The following is a 12,189-nucleotide window of genomic DNA, read 5'->3' as shown; positions in this document are numbered from 1 at the left end:
ATACCAAGCTCATGGCGCGCGGGCGCTTCGCTCCCGATGCGCCGTTGTTGCGGCGGCGGCTGCTTCAACTGGACCCGATCGGCGAGGTGCAGCAAGCCCCTTTGCTGGCGCGGCACCTGAAACTCGAAGAAGCCGTCGTGCGCTTCTTGCTGGGGCGCCCCTGGCTGGACGCGCGCCTGCGGCTAGTCGCACGGCTCGAATCGTCGCCTGCCGCTTTGCCGGGAACGCGCGCCGAAGCACTCGGCATCGCCATGAGCAGGGAGCGTTTCGGCCGCCACGGCACGCATTTCCATCTCTGTGGCCAGCTTGGCGGCGACCAGGACGAAGCGACGGCAAGCCTGGCGGCACGACTGCGATCGCCTGTTCTCATTGCCGATCTCGACAAGGCGGAAGAGCCGACCGGCGATTTCGCGTATGTGCTGGAGTTGCTGCTCCGCGATGCGCAACTGCTCGGCGCCGTGTTGTATCTGCGCGGGCTGGACGCCCTGGCGGAACCGCGCCTGGCGACCCTGGCGGAGGCCCTGGAAGCGCGCGCGGCGCCGACGAGCGAGGTCATCGTCGTGATGTCCGGCGCACGTCCGTGCGGCCCGCGTTTCCGGACCATGACCTCGCTGCCGGTCGATACGCCGGCCTTCCGCGAGCGGCGCGCGCTGTGGGTCGCGGCGTTGCGCGATCGCCGCATCGACCTGGACGCTCGCGACATCGACGAACTGGCCTCGCGCTATCGGTTGACCGATACGCAAATCAAGGACGCGGTCGCGAGCGTCGGCCGTCAGGCGGCGCTTCACCCTGCCATGCCCTCCGCAGTGGAGTTCRCAAAGGCGGCGCGGCTGCAGGCCGCGCGCGACCCCAGCCCGCTGGCGCGCAAGCTCACGCCTTCCCATGTCTGGAGCGATCTGGTCTTGCCGGAAAGCCAGCTCGGACTGCTCAAGGAAGTGTGCAGCCATGCACGCTACCGGCATGTGGTGTATGACGACTGGGGTTTCGACCGCAAGCTCTCCGTCGGCAAGGGACTGGGCGTACTGTTCACCGGACCTCCCGGGACCGGCAAGACGATGGCGGCCGATGTGATCGCGAACGATCTCGGACTGGACCTCTTCAAGATCGACCTCTCTCAGGTCGTGAGCAAGTACATCGGCGAAACCGAGAAAGGCCTCGACCGCCTGTTCGCCGAGGCGCACGCGGGCAATGCCGTCCTGTTCTTCGACGAATGCGATGCCTTGTTCGGCAAGCGCACCACGGTGCAGGACGCACACGACCGTTATGCCAACATCGAAGTCGCCTACCTGCTGCAGAAACTGGAAGAGCACGAAGGCTTGTGCATCCTGGCGACCAACCTGCGCCCGAACCTCGACGTTGCCTTCACGCGAAGACTCAGCTTCATCATCGACTTTCCCTTCCCGGACGAACAGTGCCGGCGGCGCCTGTGGCAATCGATCTGGCCGGAGCAGGTACCGCGCAGCAAGGAGCTCGACCTCGAATTCATGGCGACCCAGTTCAAGCTGTCAGGTGGCGCGGTGAAGAACATTGCGGTGGCGGCGGCCTTTCTCGCTGCGCGTAATGGTGGCGAACTGCGGACCGAACACCTGCTGTGGGCCACCCGCAGCGAGATCGAAAAGTCGGGGCACCGCATGGCGGCCTCCGAGTTCGGCCGCTACGGCCTGCAGGTCGACGCGCTGGCAGGGGAGGGCGCGCCATGATCGATGAAGTCACCGAGAGCCTCGAGGCCTTCCTCAAGCAGCCCGGCCTGCAGCCGCCGCTGCGCGATGCCGCGATCCGCTTCGACCGGCCCACCGACCCGTACGCCCTGGACCAGACGACGGTCAACGTGTTCCTGTTCGAGGTGCGCGAAAACCTCGAACTGCGCTCCAACGAATCCGTGACGCGCCGGGTGGGCGGGCACGCCACCGTCGAGCCTCCGGCGTTCCGGGCCACTTGCCTGTACCTCGTCACCGCATGGCCGGTGGGCGGCACCGACCTGCCGAAGCAGGAACATCGCTTGCTGGCCCAGGTGCTGCAGCTGGTGGCCGGCAACCCGGTCATTCCGCCGGCCTTCCTGACGCCGCAGCTGCAGCTGCAGGAGCCGTCGCTGCCGATGATGGTCGTGCCGCCCGATAGCGCGCGCAACCCCGCCGAGTTCTGGGCGGCGATCGGCAATCGTATCAAGGCGTCACTGATGGTGTCAGTCACCGTCTCGCTCAGGGCCTTCGACACCGCGACCTATCCGAACGTGACCAGCAGCGAAATCCGCCTGGAGACGCAGCCGGGCGGCGCCGTCCTCGATGCCCCGTTCTTCCGGATCGGCGGGACGGTGCTGGATGCGGCCTCGGCGCCGCTCGTGAATGCGGGCGTGCGCATCGTCGAGCTCGGGCGCAGCACGCTCACCGATGCTGAAGGAAAGTTTTCGCTGTCGGCCATCCCGGCCGGCAATTTTGTCCTGCGCGTGACGGCCGGCGCCGTCACACGCGACCGGTCCATCGTCGTTCCGGCGCCCGCATTGGGCGGATACGACGTCCAGTTGACGTGACGGGATTGTGTTTCCCCACCGGGGAGAAGGAGATTCGCAATGGATTATGACGCACCTGGCGTGTACGTCGAAGAAGTACCTCCCTTGGCGCGGCCGATCGCCGGCGTCGGCACCAGCACGGCCGCCTTCATCGGCGAAGCCAACCGGCTGGACCCTGCGGACGTCGGCAAGCCGCACAAGTTCACCAACTGGAGCGAGTTCTCCCAGTTCATCAAGGGCCCCGGTGCGACGTCCACCACGCCGATCTATACGGCGGTCAACCGGACGCTCGCGCTCGCGGTATTCGGCTTTTTCGCCAACGGCGGGACCGCGGTCTACGTCGTGCCGGTCAACGCGGGCGGCATGGGCGATTTGCAGGGGCCGCTCGATGCCCTCAAGGCCATCGACGAGGTCGCGATCGTCGCCGCGCCGGGCGCACAGGGCCAGGCGGTCAAGAACCAGATCCTCGACCATTGCGCGCTGATGCAGGACCGCACCGCGGTACTCGACGGCGAAAAGGCGCCTGCCTCGGACAGTTCGCCCGACGACATCTACGGCGGCGCGAACAGCGTGCCGACCGGCGGGGTGACCACGCCGGACAAGTTCAGCTACGGCGGCGTGTATTTTCCGTGGCTCATGGTGCGCAATCCACTGTACCCGGGCGCTGGACAGACCGAACTGATCGCGCAACCGCCCAGCGGCCACGTGGCCGGCATCTGGGCCCGCGTCGACGCGGTGCGCGGCGTGCACAAGGCGCCCGCCAACGAAGGCGTGATGGCGATCGTCGGTCTCGAGCGGTCGATCGACAAGATCAAGCAAGGTCAGCTCAATCCAAAGGGCATCAACGTCATCCGGTCCTTCGGTGGCGCCACCATCGTCTACGGTGCCCGCACGGTCGGCGGCGACCGCAACGGCGAATACAAATACCTCAACGTACGCCGCTTCATGAACTTTCTGAAGGAATCGATCGACGAGGGCACGCAGTTCGTCGTCTTCGAGCCGAACAACCCCGCGCTGTGGCAGCGGATCATCCGCTCGGTCAGCGACTTCCTCTACAACCAGTGGCGTGCCGGCGCGCTGTTCGGCGCCACCGCCAAGGAAGCCTTCGTCGTGAAGTGCGATGCCGAAACCAACCCGGCCAGCACCCGCGAATTGGGACAAGTCATCACCGAGATCGGCGTGGCCGTTACCAAGCCGGCCGAGTTCGTCATATTCCGTATCCAGCAAAACGCCGGCACTTGAGGAGACCATCATGGCAAGAAAAGATCCCTTCAGAAATTTCCGCTTTCTGGTCGAGATCGACGGCATCGTGCAGGCCGGCTTCAGCGAGTGCAGCGGTTTCGGCTCCAACATCGAGGTGGTGGAGTACCGCGAGGGCGGCGACACGGCGACGGTGCGTAAGCTGCCGGGAAAAATCTCTTACCCCGACATCACGCTCAAGTGGGGCGTCACCGATTCGCGCGAGCTGTACGACTGGCACCTGGCTGCCGTCAACGGCCACATCGACCGGCGCAACGGTTCGATCATCCTGCAGGACGATGCCGGCCAGGAAAAGGTGCGCTGGAACTTCTTTGCCGCCTGGCCCAGCAAGTATGACGGGCCCGACTTCAACGCCAAGGGCAACGATGTCGCGCTCGACGCCCTGACCGTCAGTTGCGAGCGCGTCGAGCGCACGTGAGGAACATCCCATGACATTCCAGACTGAATTCGAATTCACGCTGCCGCTCGGCTTCGTCGATGCCGACGGCGAYCTGCACCGCGAAGGCGTGATGCGGCTGGCTACCGCGGCCGACGAGATCCTGCCGCTGAAGGACCCGCGGGTGCAGAGCAACGAGGCCTATCTCACCGTGATCCTGCTGTCGCGCGTGATCGCGCGGCTCGGGTCGCTGGCGCAGGTCACGCCCAAGGTCATCGAAGGGATCTACGCCGCCGACCTGGCCTACCTGCAGGAGTTCTACAACCGCATCAACCGCAACGGCAAGGCCGTGATCGACGCGGCCTGCCCGAAATGTGCGCACGAGTTCGCGCTGGAGATGAACGGCCCGGGGGGATCGTAGGCTACCCCCTGTCCGCGCTGTACAGGGAAGTAGCCTTCATCGCCTACCATTTTCATTGGCCGCACGAGGTCGTGATGTCGCTCGAGCACAGGGAGCGCCAGCGATGGATGGAAGAGATCTCGGCGATTAACGAAAGAGCCAACAGCGAAGCCGTCCAGTAAGGGGAGCCGACCGTATGAACCGATGGCAAGGATGGGCACAGCGCCTGCGCGCGCAGCACGGCCGCATCGCGACGTGGGGCACGCCCGGCACGATGGTGCTGCTGCGCGCGCATGGCGCGCCTGCGCAGGCGCTGCACATCCACGCGGGATCGAGCCTCCATCTGCACCTGCGCGTTGCCGTCCCGCCGCGGTCCGTGGCGGCCATGCGGCCCGTGCCGGCGCCGATTCTGCGCCACACCATGTTCGCGGACGGGGTGAAGCGCGCGTGGCCGGCGGCCGTCACCGCGACGGTGCACGCCGTCGCGCGCACCGAAGGGCACGGTGCGCGCGGCACCGGCATCTCCGCGCCGACCTTGGCGTCCGTCCTACCCGTGCTGCGAAGGGGCGATCAGGCGCGCCCGGCGCCGGTCGGGCGCGCACCGGCACGCCTGTCGGTGCGGCGCGCGACGTGGGCGTCGCCGGTTGCCGCGCAGGCTACCGCCACTGCGCTGCGCATCAGGCGCAACGCCGTTCGCGAGGATGCCAGGCCTGCCGCGCACGCTGTCGTGCTGGCGCGGCCGCAACCGGCCGTGGCGCAAGCGGCGGGCGGCCAACCGCACCGCGTCGACGCCGTTGCGCCGGCCGGCACGCAGCGGGAAGAGGCGGGCGCCGCGCAGGTTGCCCAGGCGGCCATCAATGTCGAGGCGCTCGCCGGCATGGTGATCCAGCAGATCGATCGCCGCCTGGTCGCCTACCGCGAACGCATGGGGAGGACCTGAACCATGGCGCTCGCCAAGGCAAGCATCACGGTCGAACACACGGGCAGGCGCGTCGACGTGATGTTCAATCCCGAGGAATACAGCCTCAACAAGGACAACAACTATGCCACGCAGGCGATCCCTGGCCTGGGTGCGCCGATCCTGCAGTTCGTGCATGGCAACGTGCGCACGCTGGACATGGAACTGTTCTTCGACACCACCGACCAGCGCAGCGACGTGCGTGCCGAAACGCAGAAGGTGGTGGACCTGCTCAAGATCGATTCCGAACTGCATGCGCCACCCGTGCTGCGTGTGGCCTGGGGCTCGCTGCAGTTGCGCTGCGTGCTGGTACGCGCCAACCAGAAGTTCATCAAGTTCCTCGACGACGGGCGGCCCACGCGGGCGCGCATCGGCGTCAGCTTCAGCGAGTTCATCGATCTCGAACGGGAGGCCAAGGAAGTCAACCGCCAGACCGCGGACTTCAGCAAGGGCTATACCGTGCAGCACGGCGACACCCTGCCGGCGCTCGCCTTCCGCTTCTACGAGGACCCGGCGCTGTGGCGCCCGATCGCCGCGGCGAACGGCATCGACAATCCGCGCGACATCGCGCCGGGACAGGAGATCAGGGTGCCGGCCTTGCCCTTCACCGATCCCGTCACGGGGGAGGTGACATCCTGATGCGCCTCGCTCCCGAATTCGCGATCAGTATCGACGGCAACGCGATTCCCGCCGCCTTGCGCGGTTCCATCGTCTCCATCAGCCACACCGACGGCATGGAGGGCGCCGACCGTGTCGAAATCGGTATCGCCAACACGTCCCTGCAATGGCTCGACCATCCGCTGCTGCAGGTGAACCAGGAGCTGCGCCTGTCGATCGGCTATGCCCCCGGCCCGCTGGAGGAAGTATTCGTGGGCGAGATCACGGGTATCGAGCCATCCTTCCCCTCGAGCGGCATACCGATGATCCGGCTCACCGCCCAGGATTACCTGCAGCGGCTGCAGGTCGGCACCAAGGACCGCTCGTTCCGGATCAAGATTCCCTCGGTCGGCAATTTCCCGCTGCCCGATTCCGCGGTGGCGGCGCTCGTCGCCGGCACCAATGCGCTCATTCCCGAGCTCGACCCGGTGGGCGGCACGTTGTCGACGCTGGTCGGCCTGGCCAGCTTCCTGAGCCATCCGCAGGAGGCGCAGAAGGCGGTGCGCAAGCAAAGCGGCGTCGACGACTTCCAGTTCCTGACCGAAGTCGCCAAGGAAAACGGCTGGCAGATGTACATCGACCACACGGCCGCGCCGCACGGGCGCGTCCTCAAGTTCCAGTTCCTGATCCAGGACTACGCGCCCAGCCTCACGCTGAAATGGGGAGCCTCGCTGGCCGAGTTCACGCCGCGCCTGACGACGGTGGGAGACATCGAAGGCGTGGCCGCGCGGGTCTGGGTCGACAGCCTCAAGATGGAGTTCGTGATCGCGCTGAACTGGGACTACGACCGCGCGATGTTCAAGCTGTCGATCGCGCCGGGCGGCGAGCTCGGCGAACTGCTGGCGCCGGGCAAGGTCAAGACGATCAAGCCGGCCAGCTACGCTTCCGCGCCGGGCAAGATCCTGACCGAACTGCTACCCAAGCTGAACAACCGGCTGACCGGGTCCGGCAGCACGGTCGGCGATCCTCGCATCAAGGCCAGCCGCGTGGTGAACCTCGAAGGGCTGGGCGACCAGTTCGGCGGGCTGTACCGCATCACGTCGGCCACCCACACCATCGACGGCGGCGGCTACCGTACCAGCTTCCAGGCCCGCAAGGAGGTCTGGTTCGGCTCGATTCCCGTGCCCAGGGGCCGCGGCGGTCTGGTGCGGCTGCAGGGTCAGTTTACCGTATGAGCAAAGGAGTCCACCATGGATGAACAGCTGTTCGCACGACTCGACCTGTTCGGCGGCGAGGCACCGGCCGACGGTTTCGCGATCGCGCCCGGCGTGGTCACCAACAACCTCGATGCGCTCGGCGAGGGCCGGGTCCAGGTGCGGGTGACGTCGGTGCCGGCGCTGGAACCGTGGTGCCGCCTGGCCACCATCGGCGGCGGCTCCGGCCGCGGCGTCGTGTGGGTGCCGCAGATCGACGACGAGGTGCTGGTCGCCTTTGCCCATAACGATTCGAGCGCGGCCTATGTGCTCGGCGGCCTGTGGAGCACCAAGGACCGGCCACCGCTCACGCTGCCCACCGACTTCCTCACCAAGCGCGTCATCAAGACCGGCATCGCGGGCGGGTTGGGCCACGAGATCGAGCTGGACGACCTCGAGCAATCGATCACCATCACCAGCAGCACCATGCAGAAGGTCACCATTGATCCCCTGCAGATCAAGCTGGAGAACACGGCGGGCACGCTGTCCATCGCGCTCGACAACACCACCCAGACCATCACACTGCAGGCGGCCGTGAAGATCGAGCTCAAGGCCCTGCAGATCGCGCTCGAAGGCACCCAGGTCGACATCAAGGGCGCGCTGGTCAACATCCAGTCCTCCGGACCCTGCGTGGTGCAGGGTCTGCCGATCAAGCTCAACTGAGAAAGGAAGCGCGATGCCCCCAGCAGCCCGCGTCGGCGACCCCACCGCCCACCCGGGCGTCATCACCGGCCCGGGTGTGGCGACAGTGCTCATCGGCGGCGTGCCCGCCGCGGTCATGGGCGACATGCATGCGTGTTCGATGCCGCCGCTGGCCGGCCCGCATCCGCCCACGCCGATCGTCACGGGCAGCGCGACGGTCCTGATCGGCAACCGGCCGGCGGCGCGCATGGGCGACATGAGCGGCTGCGGCGCACCCGTCATCGCGGGGTGCCCGATGGTGGAAATCGGAGGCTGAGGCGATGGCCGGCACCGACCCGACCGCGTCATTCCTCGGCCGAGGCTGGAGTTTTCCGGTCTCCGTCGAATCCGGGGAAACGGCGACCGCCGCCTACGATGAAGACGTGCGCCAGGCCATCCTGATCATCGTCGGCACCAACCCCGGCGAGCGCGCGATGCGGCCCGATTTCGGCGCCGGGCTGGCCGCCTTCGTCTTCGAACCGCTCAACCCCGCGACGCTGGAGGCCTTGCGCCGGCGCGTGCTGGAGGCGCTCACCGACTGGGAACCGCGCATCGACGTCGACGACGTGACCGCCACCGCCGACGCGGCCGATCCAGGCAAGGTGTTGATCGGGATGAGCTACCGGGTGCGCGCGACGAACTCGCACGCGAACCTGGTCTACCCGTTTTATCTCGAGGAAGGGTCCGCGCAGTGAAAACCAAGCCTGCCATCGAACTGGATCGTCGCGACGCCCAGGCGCTGCTGGCGGCCATCCTCGCGCGCCGAGCCGGCTACACGCCCGAGTGGCTGGCCAGCGACAAGAGCGCGGGCGCGGGCCTCGCGGCGATCGCCGCGCGCTATCTCGAAGCGCTGGCCCAGCGGCTGGAGCAGGTGCCGACCAAGCTCCAGCTCGGCTTCCTGGACATCGCCGGCCTGAGCCTGGTTCCGGCGCAGGCCGCGCGTGCGCCGGTCGTGTTCAGGCTGAACGACCAGGCCAGCGGCGGCTCGGCGCCGGCGCGCACACCGGTGGCGGCGCCGCCGCTCGCCGGCAGCGAGCAAATCATCTACGAAACGGAACGTGCGGTCGGCGTCACGGCAGGCAAGATCGTGCAGGTGGTCAGCCTGTGGCCGGGCCGCGACCAGTATATCGACCACAGCGCGGCCTTCCTGCGCGGCGAGCCGGTCGCGCCGTTCGCCGCGCGCCTGCTCGAGCCGACGCCGCATCACCTGTATCTGTCGCATCCGGTGCTGCTCGCCCTGTCGGGCAAAGTGCAGCTGACGATCGAACTCGAACTGCAGCAGGGCGCCACCAGCCCCCTCGGCGTGGCTTGGGAATACTGGGACGGCGCGACCTGGCGCGGCTTCGTCGGCACCGACCTCGAATGCGGGGGAACCGCCGGCGCCAGGCTCGACAGCACGGACGGATTCACCCAGAGCGGCAGTTTCATCCTCGTGACCGACTGCGCGTCGGCTGCAAAGACCAGAGTGGACGGCATCGATGGCTACTGGCTGCGTGCGCGCCTGACCGAGCCGTTGCCGCCCGACCCCGGCCAGTCGCTGCCGCAGGTCGACACCGTCCGCCTGTCGAGCACGGTCAACGGCGCACTGCGCGGTCGCATCGCCGTCGGCAAGGCGGTTGCCGCGCCCACGCAGGACGGCGTCCTACGGCTGCTGCATGCCGCCGAGGCCGCAGTGTCGATGCCGAACCAGCCGAGCAGCCTGGCCGGGGTGGTCAGCAATGCTGCCGGCCAGCCCGTCGAGGGGGCGATAGTCCGCCTGACCTACGCCAACGGCACGGCAGATGCCGCACCGGCGGCGTACACGTCCTCGCCCACCGGCGTCGACGGCGTCTACCAGATCCCCAACGTCGATTCCAGCCGCGCCTATCTGTTCGACGCCACGTTCGCCGGCGTGACTTTCTCGGCGCCCGACGCCCTGCGCCGGCCGGCGCAGGCGGCATCGGCGGCGCGGCCGAAGGTCGACGTGACGCTGGCGGTCGAAGGGCTGGCACCGGACAAAGCCTTCGCCGACGCGGCGGCGCTCGACCTCAGCAAGCCTTTCTATCCGCTCGGCCAGCAGCCGCAGCCCGGCTCCGCGTTCTATTTCGCCAGCGAGGAAGCCTTCGGCAAGCCGCTGGCCAAGGTCCGCATCTACATCGCACGCACCCTCTCGCCCCAGGACGAAGGCGCGGTCGCGGACGCGCCCAGGCTCACGCACCAGGTCGACTGGGAGTACTGGAACAGCCGCACGTGGGCGCCGCTCGTGGTGACGTCGAACTTCGCCAATTCCAGGCTCGACCTCGACCGCACCGAGGTGGTCGAGTTCACCGTACCGGTCGACATGGCGCCGGTCAAAGTCAACCAGCAGGAGGCGCGCTGGGTGCGCGTGCGCCTGCAGAGCGGCTCGTACGGCTTCAAGAAGACCATCACGTTCAAGACCGGTGCGACGGGCAGCGACAATACGTTCACCTACGTCGCCGCCCAGCCACCGGTCCTGGCGTCCTTCGCGATCGGCTACACGTGGCAGCACGGGCCGTTCCACGCCGAACGCGTACTGGCGTACAACGATTTCGCCTACGCCGATCGCACCGCCGAGGCGATGTGGCCGGGAACGACGTTCGCGCCGTTCGCGCGCGTGCGCGACCTGACGCCCGCGCTGTATCTCGGATTCGACAAGAAGCCGCCGGTCGACCAGCTCGGGCTGTTCTTCGATGTCGTCGAATCCCCCGATGCGCCATCCGGTCCGGCGCTCGTGTGGGACTATTGGGACGGACTCGATTGGACCCGCACGCCGGCCGACGACGAAACCGGCTACCTGCGCCGCGCCGGGATCGTCAACGTGCTCGCGCAGCCGGACGACAGCGAACTGGCACGTTTCGATGCGCCGCTCCATTGGCTGCGCGCGCGGCTGAAGGAGGATGGCCCGCCGGGCGAACCGGTGTTGACGGCGCTCCATCCCAATGCGGTGTGGGCTTCGGAGCGGCACACGCTGCGCGACCTGCCGCTTGGCACCAGCAACGGCACGCCCAACCAGCGTTTCGCCCTGACCCAGACACCGGTGCTGGACGGCGAGCGCATCGAAGTGCGCGAACTGGGCGGCGCGCGTGCCAATGTCGAATGGCGCATCCTCGCCATGGAACTGTGGAACGGCGACGGCAGCGTGCTGGCCCGGTTCGAGCAGCTGCTGGCACGCGAATCGGCCGATCCCCAGGTCGCGCTCGGGCCATTGCGCCTGGTGCGCAACCGGCAGAAGCAGGTGACCGAAGCCTGGGTGCTGTGGACGCGGCGCGAACAGCTGTTCTTTTCGGCGCCGCGAGACCGCCACTACGCGCTCGATGCGAGCAGCGGACGCGTGGACTTCGGCGACGGCCTGAACGGCCGCGTGCCGCCGGCGGGCGCGGCCATCCTGGTGCGCGAGGTGAGCGTGGGCGGCGGCTCCAGGGGCAACGTGGCAGCGGGCGCGATCAAGCTGCTGCTGGGCGTGGTGCCGGGCATCCAGGATGTCTTCAATCCGCGCGCGGCGGAAGGCGGCGCCGACGGCGAACCGGCTGCGGCGGTGCTCGAGCGCGGTCCGCGCACGCTGCGCCATCGCGGCCGCGCCATGGCGCCGGCCGACTACGAGACGCTGGCCGTCCAGGCTTCGCCGGCGGTGAAGATGGTGCGCGCCATTCCCGGCCTGAGCCCATCCGGCAATACGCGCGCGGGATGGGTCACGGTGCTCATCGTGCCGGGCAGCCTGGAGGCCCAGCCCTATCCGTCCTTCGGCCTGCGCGAGCAGGTGCGCAAATACATCGAGGCACGCGCCCCGGCCGAGCTGGCAGCCCTGCGCCGCATTCGCGTGATCGGCCCGACTTACCTGCCGGTGGGGGTCGCCGCCAGCATCACGCCGAGCGATCCCAGCCAGGCTGGCGCGGTGGAGAATCGGGTGCGCGATGCGCTCGAACGCTTCCTGCATCCGGTGCTGGGCGGCCCGAACGGAACCGGATGGGAGCTGGGCCGGGATGTCTACATGTCCGACGTGGCGGCCGAGCTCGAACGGGTGCCGGGCGTCGACTACATCGAGTCGCTGGTGCTCGTGGTCGGCGGCATGCCGCAAGGGGAGTCGGTGCGCGTGGCCGACCACGAACTGGTCGCGGCCGGACCGATCGTGCTGCGCATCGACGAATCGGGAGCCTGAAC

13 protein-coding genes are annotated in these 12,189 nt (G+C 67.9%); all 13 read left to right on the top strand.

The window, feature by feature from the left end; all coding sequences use genetic code 11:
* On the top strand, positions 1–1,700 hold a 1,700-nt coding region (locus AC1DYX_RS06375; RefSeq protein ID WP_477257429.1), incomplete at its 5' end, for an ATP-binding protein.
* A complete protein-coding gene (locus AC1DYX_RS06370; RefSeq protein ID WP_477257427.1) occupies positions 1,697–2,527 on the top strand; it encodes a Pvc16 family protein in 831 nt (276 codons plus the stop codon). The genes AC1DYX_RS06375 and AC1DYX_RS06370, both read left to right, overlap by 4 nt.
* A 39-nt stretch (positions 2,528–2,566) precedes the next feature.
* Positions 2,567–3,748 carry a phage tail sheath family protein gene (locus AC1DYX_RS06365; RefSeq protein ID WP_477257425.1) on the top strand — a complete coding sequence of 394 codons (1,182 nt, stop codon included), beginning with the start codon at positions 2,567–2,569 and terminating at the stop codon, positions 3,746–3,748.
* A 10-nt stretch (positions 3,749–3,758) separates the two neighbouring features.
* The gene (locus AC1DYX_RS06360) at positions 3,759–4,184 is read left to right on the top strand and encodes a phage tail protein (RefSeq protein ID WP_477257423.1); all 426 of its coding nucleotides are present in this window, start codon (positions 3,759–3,761) and stop codon (positions 4,182–4,184) included.
* Positions 4,185–4,194: 10 nt separating this feature from the next.
* Positions 4,195–4,563, top strand: coding sequence for a phage tail assembly protein (locus AC1DYX_RS06355; RefSeq protein ID WP_477257421.1), 369 nt, complete (start codon positions 4,195–4,197; stop codon positions 4,561–4,563).
* Positions 4,515–4,724 (top strand): DUF6760 family protein, encoded by a 210-nt coding sequence (locus AC1DYX_RS06350; protein WP_477257420.1) that lies wholly within the window; start codon positions 4,515–4,517, stop codon positions 4,722–4,724. Before AC1DYX_RS06355 ends, AC1DYX_RS06350 begins: the two co-directional genes overlap by 49 nt.
* A 14-nt stretch (positions 4,725–4,738) precedes the next feature.
* Positions 4,739–5,482, top strand: coding sequence for a hypothetical protein (locus AC1DYX_RS06345; protein WP_477257418.1), 744 nt, complete (start codon positions 4,739–4,741; stop codon positions 5,480–5,482).
* 3 nt (positions 5,483–5,485) lie between these two features.
* A complete protein-coding gene (locus AC1DYX_RS06340) occupies positions 5,486–6,139 on the top strand; it encodes a CIS tube protein (RefSeq protein WP_477257416.1) in 654 nt (217 codons plus the stop codon).
* A complete protein-coding gene (locus tag AC1DYX_RS06335; protein ID WP_477257413.1) occupies positions 6,139–7,332 on the top strand; it encodes a phage late control D family protein in 1,194 nt (397 codons plus the stop codon). Before AC1DYX_RS06340 ends, AC1DYX_RS06335 begins: the two co-directional genes overlap by 1 nt.
* Positions 7,333–7,347: 15 nt before the next feature.
* A complete protein-coding gene (locus AC1DYX_RS06330) occupies positions 7,348–8,013 on the top strand; it encodes a phage baseplate assembly protein V (protein WP_477257411.1) in 666 nt (221 codons plus the stop codon).
* Positions 8,014–8,026: 13 nt separating this feature from the next.
* Positions 8,027–8,308 carry a PAAR domain-containing protein gene (locus AC1DYX_RS06325; RefSeq protein ID WP_477257409.1) on the top strand — a complete coding sequence of 94 codons (282 nt, stop codon included), beginning with the start codon at positions 8,027–8,029 and terminating at the stop codon, positions 8,306–8,308.
* A 4-nt stretch (positions 8,309–8,312) separates the two neighbouring features.
* Positions 8,313–8,726, top strand: coding sequence for a GPW/gp25 family protein (locus AC1DYX_RS06320; protein WP_477257407.1), 414 nt, complete (start codon positions 8,313–8,315; stop codon positions 8,724–8,726).
* Entirely contained in the window at positions 8,723–12,187 is a 3,465-nt protein-coding gene (locus tag AC1DYX_RS06315) for a putative baseplate assembly protein (RefSeq protein WP_477257405.1), read from the top strand. Before AC1DYX_RS06320 ends, AC1DYX_RS06315 begins: the two co-directional genes overlap by 4 nt.
* The last annotated feature ends 2 nt before the right edge of the window (positions 12,188–12,189 follow it).

It is taken from the genome of Massilia sp. P2_C2 (assembly GCF_056404615.1).
This window is presented reverse-complemented; position numbering and strand designations above follow the sequence as displayed.